This is a genomic window from Lentzea rhizosphaerae (assembly GCF_042649515.1).
GTDB lineage: Bacteria > Actinomycetota > Actinomycetes > Mycobacteriales > Pseudonocardiaceae > Lentzea > Lentzea aerocolonigenes.
This window is the reverse complement of record NZ_JBHRZI010000056.1, coordinates 1-14,382: the sequence shown is the minus strand read 5'-3', so window position 1 is coordinate 14,382 and position 14,382 is coordinate 1. Positions and strand designations below refer to the sequence as shown.

Annotated in this window: 21 protein-coding genes; 15 read left to right on the top strand and 6 right to left on the bottom strand. The window is 69.3% G+C overall.

Translation table 11 applies throughout. The features are described 5' to 3' along the window. Positions 1 to 4: 4 nt before the first annotated feature. Positions 5 to 523 carry a sugar O-acetyltransferase gene (locus tag ACFOWZ_RS44140; RefSeq protein ID WP_382380208.1) on the top strand — a complete coding sequence of 173 codons (519 nt, stop codon included), beginning with the start codon at positions 5 to 7 and terminating at the stop codon, positions 521 to 523. A gap of 2 nt (positions 524 to 525) precedes the next feature. Here the strand turns inward: ACFOWZ_RS44140 and ACFOWZ_RS44135 are convergent, their stop codons facing one another. Continuing rightward, on the bottom strand, positions 526 to 1,089 hold the full coding sequence (locus tag ACFOWZ_RS44135) for a dihydrofolate reductase family protein (protein WP_382380206.1): 564 nt from the start codon (positions 1,087 to 1,089) through the stop codon (positions 526 to 528). A gap of 37 nt (positions 1,090 to 1,126) precedes the next feature. Between ACFOWZ_RS44135 and ACFOWZ_RS44130 the strand changes: the two genes are divergently transcribed. Then, positions 1,127 to 1,744, top strand: a complete 618-nt coding sequence (locus tag ACFOWZ_RS44130) for a DUF2238 domain-containing protein (RefSeq protein WP_382380069.1) — start codon at positions 1,127 to 1,129, stop codon at positions 1,742 to 1,744. Continuing rightward, positions 1,716 to 2,498, top strand: a complete 783-nt coding sequence (locus ACFOWZ_RS44125) for a DUF3626 domain-containing protein (protein WP_382380067.1) — start codon at positions 1,716 to 1,718, stop codon at positions 2,496 to 2,498. Before ACFOWZ_RS44130 ends, ACFOWZ_RS44125 begins: the two co-directional genes overlap by 29 nt. Here ACFOWZ_RS44125 and ACFOWZ_RS44120 read toward each other — a convergent pair. Beyond that, on the bottom strand, positions 2,486 to 3,454 hold the full coding sequence (locus tag ACFOWZ_RS44120; protein ID WP_382380065.1) for a helix-turn-helix transcriptional regulator: 969 nt from the start codon (positions 3,452 to 3,454) through the stop codon (positions 2,486 to 2,488). The two genes, ACFOWZ_RS44125 and ACFOWZ_RS44120, sit on opposite strands and share 13 nt — an antisense overlap. Before the next feature lie 49 nt (positions 3,455 to 3,503). On the opposite strand from ACFOWZ_RS44120, the gene ACFOWZ_RS44115 reads away from it, so the two are divergent. After that, positions 3,504 to 3,980 carry a hypothetical protein gene (locus ACFOWZ_RS44115; RefSeq protein WP_382380063.1) on the top strand — a complete coding sequence of 159 codons (477 nt, stop codon included), beginning with the start codon at positions 3,504 to 3,506 and terminating at the stop codon, positions 3,978 to 3,980. Between the two features lie 62 nt (positions 3,981 to 4,042). Beyond that, positions 4,043 to 4,546, top strand: coding sequence for a DUF2087 domain-containing protein (locus tag ACFOWZ_RS44110; protein WP_382380061.1), 504 nt, complete (start codon positions 4,043 to 4,045; stop codon positions 4,544 to 4,546). Here the strand turns inward: ACFOWZ_RS44110 and ACFOWZ_RS44105 are convergent. After that, positions 4,528 to 5,256, bottom strand: coding sequence for an SDR family oxidoreductase (locus tag ACFOWZ_RS44105; protein ID WP_382380059.1), 729 nt, complete (start codon positions 5,254 to 5,256; stop codon positions 4,528 to 4,530). The genes ACFOWZ_RS44110 and ACFOWZ_RS44105 overlap by 19 nt on opposite strands. 500 nt (positions 5,257 to 5,756) lie before the next feature. Next, entirely contained in the window at positions 5,757 to 5,990 is a 234-nt protein-coding gene (locus ACFOWZ_RS44100; protein ID WP_030465980.1) for a hypothetical protein, read from the bottom strand. 113 nt (positions 5,991 to 6,103) lie between these two features. Here ACFOWZ_RS44100 and ACFOWZ_RS44095 point away from each other — a divergent pair, with 113 nt between their 5' ends. From ACFOWZ_RS44095 to ACFOWZ_RS44075, 5 genes are all read left to right on the top strand, one after another. Beyond that, positions 6,104 to 6,685 carry an RNA polymerase sigma factor gene (locus tag ACFOWZ_RS44095; RefSeq protein ID WP_382380057.1) on the top strand — a complete coding sequence of 194 codons (582 nt, stop codon included), beginning with the start codon at positions 6,104 to 6,106 and terminating at the stop codon, positions 6,683 to 6,685. Next, positions 6,682 to 7,917 (top strand): hypothetical protein, encoded by a 1,236-nt coding sequence (locus tag ACFOWZ_RS44090; protein ID WP_382380055.1) that lies wholly within the window; start codon positions 6,682 to 6,684, stop codon positions 7,915 to 7,917. Before ACFOWZ_RS44095 ends, ACFOWZ_RS44090 begins: the two co-directional genes overlap by 4 nt. A 173-nt stretch (positions 7,918 to 8,090) precedes the next feature. Further along, positions 8,091 to 8,600, top strand: a complete 510-nt coding sequence (locus tag ACFOWZ_RS44085) for a GNAT family N-acetyltransferase (protein ID WP_382380053.1) — start codon at positions 8,091 to 8,093, stop codon at positions 8,598 to 8,600. Beyond that, positions 8,578 to 9,354, top strand: coding sequence for an arylamine N-acetyltransferase family protein (locus tag ACFOWZ_RS44080; protein WP_382380051.1), 777 nt, complete (start codon positions 8,578 to 8,580; stop codon positions 9,352 to 9,354). Before ACFOWZ_RS44085 ends, ACFOWZ_RS44080 begins: the two co-directional genes overlap by 23 nt. Before the next feature lie 38 nt (positions 9,355 to 9,392). Further along, on the top strand, positions 9,393 to 9,902 hold the full coding sequence (locus ACFOWZ_RS44075) for a general stress protein (RefSeq protein ID WP_382380049.1): 510 nt from the start codon (positions 9,393 to 9,395) through the stop codon (positions 9,900 to 9,902). Positions 9,903 to 10,076: 174 nt separating this feature from the next. Here the strand turns inward: ACFOWZ_RS44075 and ACFOWZ_RS44070 are convergent, their stop codons facing one another. After that, positions 10,077 to 10,301, bottom strand: coding sequence for a hypothetical protein (locus tag ACFOWZ_RS44070; RefSeq protein WP_382380047.1), 225 nt, complete (start codon positions 10,299 to 10,301; stop codon positions 10,077 to 10,079). Positions 10,302 to 10,393: 92 nt separating this feature from the next. On the opposite strand from ACFOWZ_RS44070, the gene ACFOWZ_RS44065 reads away from it, so the two are divergent. The 3 genes from ACFOWZ_RS44065 (at position 10,394) to ACFOWZ_RS44055 (ending at position 12,359) form a co-directional block, all read left to right on the top strand. Then, a complete protein-coding gene (locus ACFOWZ_RS44065; protein ID WP_382380045.1) occupies positions 10,394 to 10,702 on the top strand; it encodes a MerR family transcriptional regulator in 309 nt (102 codons plus the stop codon). Between the two features lie 62 nt (positions 10,703 to 10,764). Next, positions 10,765 to 11,520, top strand: a complete 756-nt coding sequence (locus ACFOWZ_RS44060; RefSeq protein WP_382380043.1) for a TetR/AcrR family transcriptional regulator — start codon at positions 10,765 to 10,767, stop codon at positions 11,518 to 11,520. Next, positions 11,517 to 12,359 carry an NAD(P)H-binding protein gene (locus ACFOWZ_RS44055; RefSeq protein ID WP_382380041.1) on the top strand — a complete coding sequence of 281 codons (843 nt, stop codon included), beginning with the start codon at positions 11,517 to 11,519 and terminating at the stop codon, positions 12,357 to 12,359. The genes ACFOWZ_RS44060 and ACFOWZ_RS44055 overlap by 4 nt, the downstream gene beginning before the upstream one ends. Here the strand turns inward: ACFOWZ_RS44055 and ACFOWZ_RS44050 are convergent. After that, a complete protein-coding gene (locus ACFOWZ_RS44050) occupies positions 12,343 to 12,465 on the bottom strand; it encodes a hypothetical protein (RefSeq protein WP_382380039.1) in 123 nt (40 codons plus the stop codon). The two genes, ACFOWZ_RS44055 and ACFOWZ_RS44050, sit on opposite strands and share 17 nt — an antisense overlap. Positions 12,466 to 12,613: 148 nt before the next feature. Between ACFOWZ_RS44050 and ACFOWZ_RS44045 the strand changes: the two genes are divergently transcribed. Both ACFOWZ_RS44045 and ACFOWZ_RS44040 read left to right on the top strand, forming a co-directional pair. Further along, positions 12,614 to 12,844 carry a hypothetical protein gene (locus ACFOWZ_RS44045; protein ID WP_382380037.1) on the top strand — a complete coding sequence of 77 codons (231 nt, stop codon included), beginning with the start codon at positions 12,614 to 12,616 and terminating at the stop codon, positions 12,842 to 12,844. 7 nt (positions 12,845 to 12,851) lie between these two features. Then, entirely contained in the window at positions 12,852 to 14,102 is a 1,251-nt protein-coding gene (locus ACFOWZ_RS44040) for an RNA polymerase sigma factor (RefSeq protein ID WP_382380035.1), read from the top strand. Positions 14,103 to 14,382: the final 280 nt, after the last annotated feature.

Below are 14,382 nucleotides of genomic sequence, written 5' to 3'. Positions count from 1 at the left end.
GAAGATGTTGACCGGCCAGCTGTACAAGGACTCCGACCCCGAACTGGTGGCCGAGAGGCTGTCCGCCCAACGCCTGGTCGACGAGTTCAACTCGACGCGTTCCCACGCGGTCATCGAGAAGCTCTTCGGATCGATCGGTGAGGGCTCGTGGGTCATGCCGCGGTTCCAGTGCGACTACGGCTACCAGATCCACATGGGCACCAACAGCTTCCTCAACTACGACGCCATCCTCATGGACTGCGCCACGATCACCATCGGCAACGACGTCTCCATCGGTCCGCGAGCCCAGCTGCTCACCGCGCTGCACCCGATCGAGGACCACGAGGCACGGCGGCAACGGTTCGAAACAGCCGCACCGATCACGATCGGCGACAACGTGTGGCTGGGTGGCGGCGTCATCGTCTGCGCGGGCGTGACCATCGGCGACAACGCGGTGATCGGCGCGGGCAGCGTGGTCACCCGCGACATCCCGCCGCGCGTGCTGGCCGTCGGCAACCCCTGCAAGGTGATCCGCGAACTGTGACCTCAGCGCCTGGTCTCGTACCTCGTCAGGACCACGCCGCCGGGGAACGCCCTTGTCTCCACGAGGTTCAGGTTCACCCAGTTGTCCAGGGCCGTGAAGAACGGTTTGCCGCCTCCCACCAGGACCGGGTGCGTGACGACCGCGTACTCGTCGATCAGTCCGTTCCGCATGGCCGCCCCGGCGAGCGTGGCGCCGGCGATGTCCATGGTGCCGCCGTCCCCGGCCTTGAGCCGGGAGATCTCGGTGACCGCGTCGCCGGTGACCAGGCGGGCGTTCCAGCCGACCTCGCTGATCGTCGAGGAGAACACCACCTTCGGCACGTCCCGCCAGCGCCCGGCGTACTCGATCACCGCCGGTGTGGCACCCGGCTGCTGGTCCGCGGTCGGCCAGTGGGAGCTCATCGTCTCCCAGAGCCTGCGCCCGTACAGCGCCAGACCCGTCGCCCCGACCCGGTCGGACCACCACTGGAACAGCTCGTCGCTCTGCACACCCCAGCCGAGGTCGTCACCGGGCGCGGCGACGTAGCCGTCCACGCTCACGCTCATGCCGAACGTCAGTTTCCGCATGTTGTCATCGTCCTGGATGTGCAACCGTGAGAGGACCATGACCGCTCCCCAGAAGCCCACCGAGCCGTTGGTCCTGCTCGCCCTGACGGCCGTCGCCCTGGTCGTCTCCGGCATCGGGCCCTACGACCGCACGACGTGGTACCTCGAAGTGGCGCCGGTGGTGATCGGCGGCGCGATCCTGGTCGCGACCTACCGCCGCTTTCCGCTCACGCCCCTGCTGTACCGCCTGATCTTCCTGCACGCGCTGGTCCTGATCCTGGGCGGGCACTACACCTACGCCCGCGTGCCGCTCGGGTTCTGGGTGCAGGACCTGTTCGACCTCGCCCGCAACCACTACGACCGGTTCGGTCACTTCGTCCAGGGGTTCGTGCCGGCGCTGCTGGCTCGCGAGGTGCTTCTGCGCAAGACGCCGCTGAGGCCGGGCGGGTGGCTGTTCTTCCTCGTCGTGTGTGTTTGTCTCGGGTTCAGTGCTGGCTACGAGCTGCTGGAGTGGGGGTCGGCGGTGATCGGGGGATCGGCGGCGGACGACTTCCTCGGGACGCAGGGCGATGTCTGGGACACCCAGTGGGACATGTTCATGGCTCTGCTCGGAGCGGTTCTGGCGCAGGTGACGCTGGCGCGGGTGCATGACCGGGAGCTGGCTCGTGTCGTTTGAGCGGGCCATCGAGCACGTCGCACGCCGGTCGACAGGCGATCCGATGCCGCGTGATCTGCGCGTGACGCTCAACTTCCACCCCGGCCGCGGTGTCCTGGAGGCGCTGGCCCGTGAAGGCGTCTACCGCTCGCAGTTCGAGACCGGCACGAGCAACGGAGGCCTGACCGCGCACCCCGGTGGTGCGCGCTGGGAGTGGGAGAGCCGGCTGTTCGGTGGCGCCTACGACGGCGCGAACCCCGCCGACCGTCCCAAGTACGGCGCCCTCAACCACCGCAAGCTCGCGCACGGTGGCGCGCCGCGGTTCGGCTCGGCACACCTGCGCCTGTCCGAAGCGGTGCTGGACCGCACCACGTTCTGCTACCCGGACAGCGTCTTCGACCCGGTCGACTTCGGCACCGCACAACGGTTCGCGCTGATCCCGCTCATCGACGACAGGGACCCGCTCGACAACTACGTCGAGGCCCACGTCCACGGCCCCGTCACTCTCGACGACGTCGAAGCCGTCGTGCTCGACCCGAGCTTTCCGGATGTCCCGTGCCTGCCTTGCCCGGTGGAACGACACGCGGGGTTCCGGTTGTCCACAGAGGACCTGCTGCGCCACGCGGACTACCGCACGCCCGAGTCCGTCGCACTGGGACTCGCGATCGCGGTGGACGGGTTCATCGACCCGTGGATCCTGGAGAGCGCCTCAGGACCGCCGCAGGTCGTCAAGCACCTGTGGCACCACCTGGCCCGGTTCGGCTACGACAGGTAGACCGACGCGAGCCGCCGCACCTCGCTGACGAGCCGTTCACGCAGCTCGACCGGTGCCAGCACCTCGACCTCGCCGCCCATCCGCAGCAGCATCCCGGCCGCGTGCCCGATCGACTCGATGGGGATCGTCACCCGAACCCGCTCGCCGTCGTCCACAGCGGACTCCTCGGCCGCCCGCGCCACCGCGGGAAGCACGTTGGAAGCGAACGACTCCCACCCGCGCGGCGACAACCTGATCACCGCCTCGCCGGTGAACTGCCGGGCCTGGAAGTCCTCCAGCGACGCCGACCAGTGCGCCGCCAGGTCGAACCCCTCCGGCCGCTCGAACGACTCCTCCAGCACCGTCGCCGCCTGGATCTGCGACACCCGGTACGTGGAGATGCGGCTGGACCCCTGCGCGACGAGGTACCAGCGGCCGGCCTTGAGCACGAGCCCCAACGGCCGCAGCACCCGCGTGACCTCCTCCGGCGCCTGCCACCGCCGGTACTCGACCTCCAGCAGCCGCTCCCGCCACACCGCGTCCGCCACGAGCCCGAGGAACGGTGACCGCTCCGGGTCGTAGTACCAGGCAGGGGCGTCGAGGTGGAACCGTCCCGCCATGCGTGAGGCCCGGTCGCGCATCGACGACGGCAGCGCGGCCATCAGCTTCAACTGCGCGGCCGCCACCGCGTCCCCGAGGCCCAGTTCGGCCGCGGGTCCGGGCAGGCCGGCCAGGAAGAGGGACTCCGCCTCCTGCTCGGTCAGGCCCGTGAGCTTGGTGCGGTACCCCTCCAGCAGCTGGTAGCCGCCCTGCGGACCCGCGTCGCCGTAGAGCGGGACGCCCGCGGCGTGCAGCGACTCGACGTCCCGGTAGATCGTGCGGACCGAGACCTCGAGCTCGGCGGCCAGGGCGTGCGCGGTCATGCGCCCCTTGGTCTGCAGGAGGAGCAGCAACGACACCAACCGGCTCGCACGCACGCGGGACACACTGCCACAAGGTGTCAGTGATAGCTCATATGTTCGACGCATGGCTTTCTACGAGAAGCACCTGGCGGTGAAGGAACCGCTGGTCATCGCCGGCAGGCACGTCAAGCGCTACGAGGTCGTCACTCCGGGACTGGAGATCACCGACGACATCCGCGCTGCCGCCTACGAGTTCCTGCCGAAGATCTACCCCGACTTCGCCGATCCGACCCCGCCCGCCACGGTCACCGTGCTGCACCGCAGCGCCGCGGGCATGTACCTCAACGCCTACAACTGGGTCTGGGACAACGTCCTGCACTGCCGCACCGCCGTGTCCGGTGACCAGCCGTTCCTCGGCTCGACCGACCCGGACCTCACGCACTTCAGCGTCATTCCCAAAGACCTCATCGGGTGCGTGTGGGAGCTGCCGCCGCTGGCCCACGAGCGCGACGCCTGGGTGCGACACGTGCTGGAGCCGGACGTGCCCGACTTCGAGGGTTACCTCGGGGACGTCATGGCTGAGGGGCTGGTGGGGCGATGAGGGACTGGCAGGGCGCCCCCTCGCGCTGAAAATTTGTGGACGCGGCGGTTACGGTCGCAGACATGACCACTCCGGAGAACGTTGTGCGTGCATTGGCCGAACCGGTGAGGCTGCGGGCGTTCGCCGCCGTCGTCCTCGGAGCCGGAACGCTCGCCGACGTCGCCGCCGCCTCCGGGCTCAAGGTCAAGGACGCCGGTACCGCGCTGCGCAAGCTCCGTGAGGCCGGGCTGGTCGAGGGGGATCCGGCCCGGCCCGCCGACCTCAAGGCGCTGGCGGCCACGCTCACCGAGGCGATGCCCGCTGACGGGCTCGCGCCGTTCGTGCGCGGGGACAAGCTGATCTCGCTGCCGGTGGCGCACGAACGGCGCCGCAAGATCCTCGAGCACGTCGCGTCGAAGGCCTTCGTGCCGCAGACGTACTACGAGGAGAACGAGATCAACGAGCGGCTCCAGGCGTGGTGCGACGGGGGAGAGCTCGACCACGTGACGATCCGGCGCTACCTCGTCGACTTCGGCCTCCTCGAACGCGGTGGTGGCCTCTACCAGGCTCAACCCCTGCCGATGTAGGGCATTGCCGTTGCCATCACCGTCATGAACTGCACGTTGGCGTCCAGAGGCAGCTGAGCCTGGTACAGCACCGCGTCGGCCACGTGCTGCACGTCGAACGTCGGCTCCGGCCGGACCTCGAAGTTCGCCTGCAGCACGCCGGCGCCCATCCGTTCGGTCATCTCCGTCGCGGCGTTGCCGATGTCGATCTGGCCGCACGCGATGTTGTGCGCGCGGCCTTCCAGCGACAGCGACTTGGTCAGGCCGGTCATCGCGTGCTTGGTCGCGTTGTACGCCACCGCGTGCGGGCGCGGCACGGACGCCGAGATCGAGCCGTTGTTGATGATCCGGCCGCCACCGCCGGTCTTCATCACCCGGAACGCCTCGCGGGCGCACAGGAACGCGCCCGTGAGGTTCACGCCGACGACCTTCTCCCACGCGCTGAGGCTGAACTCTTCGATGGGCGTGGCGCGCACGTTCATGCCGGCGTTGTTGAACAGCACGTCGACCCGGCCCCACTTCGCGACCACCGTGTCGAACAACGCGACGACGGAGTCCTCATGCGACACATCGGTCGGTACGACCAGCGCGGTGTCGAAACCGTCGGAGGTCTCGGCGAGTGCGTCCTCGCGCCGTCCGGCCAGTGCCACCTGGAACCCCGCCGCCAGCAGGGTTCGCGCCGCCGCGCGCCCCACCCCGGAACCCGCTCCCGTCACGATCGCGACCGCCATCGGTGATCTCCCCTCGATTCAGCGATTGCACTGAGTGTCCCGTGTGGAGTACTTACCTGGTGTGGAGTGCGAAGAGGACACCTGCCTGTTGTGCGCGGGGTCCGGAACCATGTCGTGGCAGCAACCCGTTCCCGGTCCGGAAGGCCTTGTGCTGCACGAGATGTCGCACCCGTGCCCGCGCGGGTGCTCGGGCTGGTGGCGGCTTCCGCACGGCGACCGCGGAGGCATCGTCCCAGGAGTTGTCGCAGGCAATGTGGCGCGTGCCAACGAGATTCCAGGCCGACCGTCCACCCAGGCCTGATCACCGAGCGTGAACGATGGGGGTCACCCATTATTGCCAGGAGGGTCCCTGCTTGGCGGCTGCGTCCACTCGGAGTAGAAGCGGACACTGTTCTTCTGTGAAGGAGTGCAGCCGTTGCCATGGTTCTGGGCTCAACGAGGACCGGACCGCCTGCCGGGTCTGCGGTGGTCTGGGCCAGGTCCCCGACCGCTAGCCGAGCCTATTTCTTCGTCATCAGAGTCGGGCCGAGGATCTTGCGGGCGATCCGCCGGGTGAGCGACTTGGGCTGGCGTGCGGTCGCCGGCTTGGGCGTCGCCGGGGTGGCCGCGGGTGTGGTGGCTGGAGTGGGCACGGGCGTGGTGGCTGGAATGGTCGCCGCTTCCGGTTCCTCGATCGTGATCTTCGCGAACACCTGGGTCTCCGGCTCAACACTGCCGGGCTGCTCGATCGGCACGCGAAGATCTTGCCATCGCGCTCTTCCACGCCTGCCGTAGGGGCGGCTCCCTCCGCGCGGCGTGACGCGCGTCACGCAGCACACTGAGCGTTGACGGCGCCAATCGGAGTGTGATGACTGAGACGAGCGAGTACGCGGACGTCGGACCGCCGGACTCGCGCCTCTGGGAGCAGATCGCGCAGGGCGACCACGCCGCGTTCACCGAGCTGTTCGAACGCCACGCCGAGGCGGTCTGGAACTACGCCTACCGGCTGACCGCCTCCTGGTCGCAGGCCGAGGACCTGCTCTCCGCGACGTTCCTGACCGCGTGGCGCACGCGCGGCGAGGCCCAGCTGGTGCGCGACTCCGCGCTGCCGTGGCTCTACACCGTGACCGCCAACCGCGCCCGCACCGAGTGGCGCGCCTCCCGCCGGGCACTGCGCCTGGTCGCCCGCCTCGCGCCGCAGGACGAACGCGACCACGCCGACGAGGTGGCCGCCCGCACCGACGCCCAGCGCCGATTGGCCCTGGTGGTGGCCGCGATCGCGAAGCTGCCGCCCTCCGAACGCGAGATCGCCCAGCTCTGCCTGCTCGGCGACGTGTCCACCGCCGACGCCGCCACGCTCCTCGGCATCACGGAGTCGAGCGTGCGCGCCCGCGTCTCCCGCACCCGCGCCCGGCTGCGCGACCTGATCCCCGACGAGGACTCCCGATGATCGACCAGCTGCCCGAGAACCGCACCCTGCCCGACGACGTCCGCCTGCGAGCCCGCCGCCGCCTGTCCGAGGGCATGAAGCCCGCGCCGAGCAACCGCACGCCCGCCCTGATCGCGGCCGGCGTCGGCCTCCTCGCCGCGGGCGCGGTGGTCGCCGGACAGGCCCTCTACGGCGGCGACGCCGAACTGGCCGGCCCCTCCTACCAGCACAACGGCGAATTCGAAGGCAAGGACATGGCCGTCGCCAACCACGTCGAACGCGGCACGGTGAACCCCGACGCACTGGCTCGGTGCGTCGCGGCCGCCACAGAACACCCGCCTGCTGCTGAGTGGCAGACCATCGCCACGAGCAGGCGCGACGGCCTGACACTCACCGCGTTCCGGAGCCCGGCCGGCGTGTTCTTCTGCGCGAACACCGCGACCACCACCACGATCTCCGCACCGGACAACGCCAAGCTCGACGAGGGTCCGCGCCAGGTCAAGGTCCTCTTCACCACGCCGACCGGTGCGCTGGCCGGCCTGGCCTCGCCCGACGTGCGGTTCCTCAGCCTGTCCAGGATCGGCGACAAGGGGTGGGACAACACCTCACCCGCGCTGGTGGACGGGGTGTTCCTCGCCCCCAGCGGCTACACCAAGGCCGAGAACGGCTCGAAGGCGCTGGTCAACGGCTCCGAGTTCGCCCTGCGCGGGATGCCCGCGGTGTCCCGGCCCGTCGTGGACCGGCCGCTGCCTCCCGCCGACCGGAGCACGCCGGACGCCCAGAAGCTCGCCGAGTGCCTGCGGGACCGGCCGGTGCCCGACCCCGACCAGTTCGAGGTCGGCGTCACGGCGAAGGTGAGCCCCGCCAGCACGTTGCGGCTCGGCCGGTTCGGCGGCGTGCTGCTGTACTGCCTGGACGGCGGCCAGCCCCTGGTCGGCCTGTCCATCGAGGCAGACCGCATGGAGTTGCTGACCGGCAGGACCATCGCCGCGTCGGCCGCGTTCTACGACTTCGTCGGCGCCGAGGGCGGTGGCTCGACCAGCTCCCACACGGCGGCCGTCGGCCTGGTCCTCGACGACCGCGTCGCCTCCATCACCTACACCCGGCCCGGCGCGGCGGACGTGCCCGCGTCGATCGGCAACGGCACGTTCGTGCTGGCCGCGCCGTTCATCGACCGGTACCCGGACGCCCGCGTGGTGGTGCGGGACGCCGGGGGAGCGGTGCTGGAGACGATCAAGCCTCGCGACCCGTAGGCAAGGTGGTCAGCACGGCGAAGTGACTGTGCGGGCGGTGGCTCCGGCCGGGTACAAGTGGATCGCGGGTTCTTCCCGAGCCTGATCTCGGGGCCGTTCGCCCAGGGGCTCGCGATCGCGTGGCGTCGTTGCTGTGCGGTAAACCGGTGGACAACCGGGGCAGGATTCCGTTTGTGGAAACGGAACGCCTGACGCTGCGCCCGATCACCGCGTCCGACGTGGACGATCTGCGCGCGCTGCACGCCGACCCCGAGGTGATGCGGTTCCTCGACCCCGCACCGGTCGAGAACTACCTCGGCGCGAGCTTCCACGCCGCGCACGAGAAGGCCACCGGCAGGTTCGTCGGCTGGTTCGAGTTCAAGGGCACCGGCGAGGTCGAGCTCGGCTACCGGCTGCACCGCGAGTTCTGGGGCCTCGGCTACGCGACCGAGGGCGGGAAGGCCCTGATCGAGCGCGGATTCACCAGCGGTGGGGTCGAGCGGGTCGTCGCGACCACGATGTTCGTCAACGCCGGCTCCCGGCGAGTGATGGAGAAGTGCGGACTGCGGCACGTCCGCACGTTCCACGTCGACTTCCCCGATCCGTTGCCCGGCGCGGAATACGGCGAGGTCGAGTACGCGCTGACCAAAGCGGAGTGGCAACGAGCTCAGGGGGAACGCCATGTGGCAGGTGGAATCAGTTGACCTGGACGCGTACTTCGCGCGCACGGGAGCGTCGTCGTCGAGTTCGCTGACGGAGTTGCACGAGGCGCATGTGCGCGCCATTCCGTTCGAGAACATCGACGTGATGCTCGGCCTTGTGCCGTCGCTGGATCTCGTCGACATCCAGGACAAGCTGGTGCACAGGCGTCGCGGCGGTTACTGCTACGAACACCAGTTGCTCTTCACGGCCGTGCTGGAGCGTCTCGGCTACACCGTCGCACGGCGCTTGAGCCGCGTGATGACCGGACCGCGCACGCACATGATGTCGATCGTGGACGACCACCTCGTCGACGTCGGGTTCGGCGCCGGGATGCTGCACCCGATGCCGCTGGCCGACGGCGCGGTCGTGGACCAGGCCGGCTGGCTCCACCGGTTGCGCCGCGAGGACCGGCGGTGGGTGCTGGAGAAGCAGTCCGGCGACGACTGGCAGCTCATGCACGCGTTCGAGGACGACGTCGAGCAACGGCCCGTGGACTACATGGCGGCCAACTACTACGTGGCCACGCACGAGCGGTCACCGTTCAGCCGCCAACTCGTCGTGATGCGCCTGGAACCGGGCCTGAGCCGCCGTCTGGTCGGCTCGACGCTCACGATCGAGCACGCGGGCGGGGAATCTGAGAATTCTCAGGTTGAAGACCTCCCGAAAACCCTGGAATCGCTGGACATCGCGCTTACCGAGAGGGAGCTGAGTCACATCAGCTCAACTTCAGGAACATTTGCGGAGGCGCGTTCGTAATACCAGGTGTAGGGGATCGCAATTCGGAGGTGTTGGAAATGACCACCGCGACTCCGTTCGCCACAGGAACCAATTCCACTGGCGTCAACGCACTGCCCACGCCGCCCACGGGCTGGCCGATCGGTTCCTACGCGACCTACGAAGAGGCGCAGCGAGCCGTCGACCACCTGGCGGACAACGACTTCCCGGTCGCGGACGTCACCATCGTCGGCATCGAGCCGATGATCGTCGAACGTGTCACCGGCCGCCTGACCTGGGGCCGCGTCCTGGGCGCGGGTGCCGCGTCCGGTGCCTGGTTCGGTCTGTTCGTCGGTCTGCTGCTGGGCCTGTTCTCCACCGGCGGCGCCCTCGCCCCGATCGTCACGGGCCTGGTCGTCGGTACGGTCTTCGGCCTGGCGGGCGCGGCGATCCGGTACTCGGCCCAGCGCGGCCGCCGCGACTTCGCCTCGACCACCCAGCTCGTGGCCGGCCGCTACGACGTGCTGAGCCACCCGCGCAGCGCCGAGCGCGGCAAGGAGATGCTGACCGCGCTGGCCTGGCGGTCCTGAACCTGCTCCCACCACACAGGAAACGCCGTCCCGATCCTCGGGGCGGCGTTTTCGCGTCACTCGGGGGATGTCGAACGCGGCGTGGCCGGTGAACGAGCAGGGGCGGCAGGCTCGGTGCCTGCCGCCCCTCTTGCTGTGCGGGCTCCTTTCGCGTCAGCCGGACAGGAACGTTGCTCAGCCGGCCGGAGGAGATCGCTGCCGCGACCTCGCGAACCCGGCGCGCCGCACCCCTCGCAGAACCGCGGGTTCCGGATAGCCCGCGACGCCTGCGCGAGAGTGAGGACGCGGTGTCGGCGTTGTGCCGAAGTTGGCGTCGATGATCGCCTCGAACTCCGCGCTCACCCACGCCGGATCGGCGCACACCAGGTCCGCGAAAGCCCTCTCGCTGGTCCTCAGCACCTCGTCACTCCTCGATGAAGAGCAGTTAGTAGGTACAGATTTTTTGTAGCGCGGACTGTAGGTTGTGTCAACCACCTACTTGAGGAGCTTCCGTGCCGCTGAGCGACCTCGACGACGAGGACTACCCGGCGTACACGACGGGCAGGGCTGCGGAGCTGCTGGGCGTGCAGCAGGCGTTCCTGCGCAGCCTCGACACCGCCGAGGTGCTCGTCCCGCACCGGTCCGAGGGCGGTCACCGGCGCTACTCCCGCCGTCAGCTCGGCGTGGCGCACCGCTTCCGGGAGCTGTTCGACGACGGTCACCTGCTGGTGTCGGCCGCGCTGATCGTGCGGCTGGAGAACGACCTCGCGGCGGCGAACGCCGAGGTCGCAGCCCTGCGGACGCGTCTCGGCGAGAAGTAGGGGCAGTTTCCGTACGTCATACGGTATTGTTTCCGTATGGCCTACGGAAATGGGGTGGACGGATGGCCACCGAACGCAGTGGCGGGGGAGACCCGGCCAGGACGATCGCGCTGCTCTGGCGCAAGCCGCCCGAGCCGAAACCGGTCGGCAGGAAGCCCAAGGTGAGCGTCGACCAGATCATCACTGCGGCGATCGCGGTGGCCGACCGCGAAGGGCTCGGCGCGATGTCGATGGCCCGCGTCGCCCAGGAGCTCACCGTCGGCACGATGTCGCTCTACACCCACGTGCCCGGCAAGGCGGAGCTGATCGACCTGATGGCGGACGTGGTGCTGCAGGAACGCGACCTCACACCCGAGGGCACGTGGCGTGACCGCATCAAGCACTACGCCGACCGCACACGCGCCGTGTACCAGGCACACCCGTGGATGCGTGACGTGTCGATGGTGCGCCCACCGCTCGGGCCGGGCCTGATGGACGGCCAGGAGTTCGTGCTCGCCGCACTTGCCGACTCCGGTCTGGAACCGCGCCACGTGACGACCGCGCACATCGCGGTCGAGGGGTTCGTGCACGGCGCGGCGGCGTCCGAAGTGGACGATCAACAGCTGGAGGCGAGGACCGGCGAGTCCGGTGACTCGTGGTGGGGCGCGCGGCAGCTGTTCTGGGACGACTACTTCGACGTCGAGCGCTACCCGACCATGACGAGCCTGTGGAACGCCGGCGCCTACGACACCGGCGGCACGCTCGCCGACACCGTGCGCGACTCGTTCGACTACGGACTCGAGAAGCTGCTCGACGGCATCGAAGGGGGACTGCGATGACGATCCTGGTGACCGGGGCGACGGGCAACGTCGGCCGGCTGGTGGTGCGAGGACTCACCGGGCACGTGCGGGCGATGACCCGCGACCCGGCCAAGACGAGCTTCCCCGCGCACGTCGAGACCGTCCGCGGTGACCTCGACGACCCTGACGGCATCCCGTTCGACGGCGTGGAGAAGCTGTACCTGTTCGTCCACCCGCCGACGGTCCAGGAGGTGGTCGAGCGGGCGGTGAAGGCCGGCGTGCGCAGGATCGTGACGCTGTCCTCCGGCGCGGTGACCTGGGGCTTCGACACGACCCACCACCTGCCGGCCGAGCAGGCCGTCGAGGCGTCCGGCGTCGAGTGGACGCATGTGCGGCCCGGCGAGTTCGCGGCCAACAAGATCGACCTGTGGGGCCCGTCGATCCGCGCGGACGGCACGATCTACCACCCGAACCCCGACGAGTTCGGCCAGCCGATCCACGAGGCCGACATCGCCGAGGTCGCGGTGAAGGCGCTGCTGGAGGACGGCCACGCGGGCAAGGCCTACGACCTGTCCGGACCGCCGCAGCTCACCCAGCGGCAGATGGCCGCGGCGATCGGTGAGGCGATCGGGCGCGAGCTGCGGTTCCGCGACGTGACAACGGAGGAGGCGCTCACCTACTACGTGAGTCTCGGGTGGCCTGAGGAGATCGCGCGGTACGTCCTCGGGCTCAGCGGGTACGAGGGCGGCGATCCCGACGACTTCGCGGACTACGAGTACGTGGTGCAGCCGGACTTCGAGGCCGTGACGGGCAGGCCGTACCGGACGTTCGCGCAGTGGGCGCGTGATCACGTGGCCGACTTCAGGGCGACCGCGTGAAGCTGATCGCGACCGACCTCGACGGCACCCTCCTGCGCAACGACACGACCTCGTAGCGCCACCACGGCGCGGACTTCCTGGTCGCTGCGGCCGTCGCGCAGTTCATCCGTGCTGGCCACGGCGGCCCGGCGCACGCTCACCAACGAGCAGGACGGCGTGGCCGTCGTCCTCGAAGATCTGTGCGGCCGCTGATCACCCGTCGATTCCGGCCCCTCCTCGTTCGACGTCCGAGTAGGAGCGAACGAGGAGGCCCGGTGCGGTTCATGGTGTTCGTCAGGAGCCCGAAGCCGTTGGCAGCGCGGCACAAGGACGCGTTGGTGCGTGCGGGTGTCCTGCTCGACGTGGGCGACCTGGTGCCGACCGCGTTCGGGGTGTCCGGGTACTGGCTGATCGACGTCCGCACGAAGGAGGAAGCCGTCGAACGCGTCCGGCGCATCCCCCTTCCGGCGTGCGTCGTGGAAATACGTCAGGTGGCTGTGGTCTGATGCCCCCATGGGGGCTACCACCTCGGTGCACCGCACCATCGACGCGGTCTGGCGGATGGAGTCGGCGAAGGTCATCGCGGCACTCGCCCGGTACACGCGCGACGTCGGCCTCGCCGAAGAGATGGCTCAGGACGCACTGGTCGCGGCGCTGGAGCAGTGGCCGCAGGAGGGCGTGCCGCGCAACCCCGGCGCGTGGCTCACGACGACGGCCAAGCGGCGGGCGATCGATCAGATCCGGCGGCGCGAGAACTTCAACCGCAAGGTCGAGGAGATCGGGCGGGACGTCCAAGAGGCCACGCCGGATGCCAGCGAGGGCATCGAGGACGAGATCGGCGACGACCTGCTGAGCCTCATCTTCACCGCGTGCCACCCGGTTCTGGGCACCGAGGCGCGCGTCGCGCTCACGCTGAAGATGCTGGGCGGCCTCAAGACCGAGGAGATCGCCCGCGCGTTCCTCGTCAGCGACTCGACGGTCGCCCAGCGCATCGTGCGCGCCAAGAAGGCGCTGGCCGACGCCGGTGTGCCGTTCGAGGTCCCCGAAGGCCCCGAGCTCGCGCCCCGGCTGGTGTCGGTGCTCGAGGTGATCTACCTGATCTTCAACGAGGGCTATTCCGCGACCCAGGGCGACGACTGGATGCGTCCCGAGCTGTGCGCGGAGGCCCTGCGGCTCGGGCGCGTGCTCGCCGAGCTCGCGCCGAAGGAGGCCGAGGTCCACAGCCTGGTCGCGTTGATGGAGATCCAGGCGTCCCGTTCCAAGGCGCGCACGGGGCCCGGCGGCGAGCCCGTGCTGCTGCTGGAGCAGGACCGCGGCAAGTGGGACTGGCTGCTGATCGGCCGCGGGCTCAAGGCCCTCGAACGTGCCGAGGCGCTCAACCAGCCGCCCGGCCCCTACTACGTACAGGCCGCTCTCGCCGCGTGTCACGGCCGCGCGCGCAAGGCCGAAGACACCGACTGGCAACGCATCGCCACGCTCTACCAGGTGCTCGCCCAGATCTCGCCGTCCCCGATCGTCGAGCTCAACCGCGCGGTGGCCCTGTCGATGGCCTTCGGGCCCGCCGCCGGTCTGGCGCTGGTCGACGAGATCGCGGGCGAGAAGGCGTTGCAGGGCTACCACCTGCTGCCGAGCGTCCGGGGTGACCTCCTGATGAAGCTCGGCCGCACGAAGGAAGCGAAGGCCGAGTTCGAGAAGGCCGCCTCCCTGACCCGCAACGAACGTGAGAGGACGTTGCTGCTCGAACGCGCCGCGGCCTGCGACTAGTAGGCCGTCGCCTCTGACTTTTGGTGCGAGCGGATCGCTGCTGAGCGCGGCGTGGCACCTCCGAGGAGAGCTCCTATCGGACATATTGACTGGAGTTGATCTCGATGAACGGAACCCGCCTCATTTCCGGCCCTTCATCGCCTCGGGCTCACACGGAGCACAACTAGGCCGCGACGATCTACTAGCGCCTGTATCGAAGTAGAGCGCCTCAGGCCTACCGGACATATTTTTTGGCGCGAAAAGCACGTTGGGGCCATCTATCGGCCCGAACGTGCTTTTC

What these genes read in the sequence shown, in the direction of transcription:
- ACFOWZ_RS44130 (WP_382380069.1), top strand. Translation starts at nt 1,127, where the DNA reads ATGACCGCTCCCCAGAAGCCCACCGAGCCGTTGGTCCTGCTCGCCCTG.
- ACFOWZ_RS44115 (WP_382380063.1), top strand. Translation starts at nt 3,504, where the DNA reads ATGGCTTTCTACGAGAAGCACCTGGCGGTGAAGGAACCGCTGGTCATC.
- ACFOWZ_RS44125 (WP_382380067.1), top strand. Translation starts at nt 1,716, where the DNA reads ATGACCGGGAGCTGGCTCGTGTCGTTTGAGCGGGCCATCGAGCACGTC.
- ACFOWZ_RS44075 (WP_382380049.1), top strand. Translation starts at nt 9,393, where the DNA reads ATGACCACCGCGACTCCGTTCGCCACAGGAACCAATTCCACTGGCGTC.
- ACFOWZ_RS44110 (WP_382380061.1), top strand. Translation starts at nt 4,043, where the DNA reads ATGACCACTCCGGAGAACGTTGTGCGTGCATTGGCCGAACCGGTGAGG.
- ACFOWZ_RS44140 (WP_382380208.1), top strand. Translation starts at nt 5, where the DNA reads ATGTTGACCGGCCAGCTGTACAAGGACTCCGACCCCGAACTGGTGGCC.
- ACFOWZ_RS44135 (WP_382380206.1), bottom strand. Translation starts at nt 1,089, where the DNA reads ATGCGGAAACTGACGTTCGGCATGAGCGTGAGCGTGGACGGCTACGTC.
- ACFOWZ_RS44090 (WP_382380055.1), top strand. Translation starts at nt 6,682, where the DNA reads ATGATCGACCAGCTGCCCGAGAACCGCACCCTGCCCGACGACGTCCGC.
- ACFOWZ_RS44105 (WP_382380059.1), bottom strand. Translation starts at nt 5,256, where the DNA reads ATGGCGGTCGCGATCGTGACGGGAGCGGGTTCCGGGGTGGGGCGCGCG.
- ACFOWZ_RS44095 (WP_382380057.1), top strand. Translation starts at nt 6,104, where the DNA reads ATGACTGAGACGAGCGAGTACGCGGACGTCGGACCGCCGGACTCGCGC.
- ACFOWZ_RS44055 (WP_382380041.1), top strand. Translation starts at nt 11,517, where the DNA reads ATGACGATCCTGGTGACCGGGGCGACGGGCAACGTCGGCCGGCTGGTG.
- ACFOWZ_RS44080 (WP_382380051.1), top strand. Translation starts at nt 8,578, where the DNA reads ATGTGGCAGGTGGAATCAGTTGACCTGGACGCGTACTTCGCGCGCACG.
- ACFOWZ_RS44050 (WP_382380039.1), bottom strand. Translation starts at nt 12,465, where the DNA reads ATGAACTGCGCGACGGCCGCAGCGACCAGGAAGTCCGCGCCGTGGTGG.
- ACFOWZ_RS44040 (WP_382380035.1), top strand. Translation starts at nt 12,852, where the DNA reads ATGGGGGCTACCACCTCGGTGCACCGCACCATCGACGCGGTCTGGCGG.
- ACFOWZ_RS44060 (WP_382380043.1), top strand. Translation starts at nt 10,765, where the DNA reads ATGGCCACCGAACGCAGTGGCGGGGGAGACCCGGCCAGGACGATCGCG.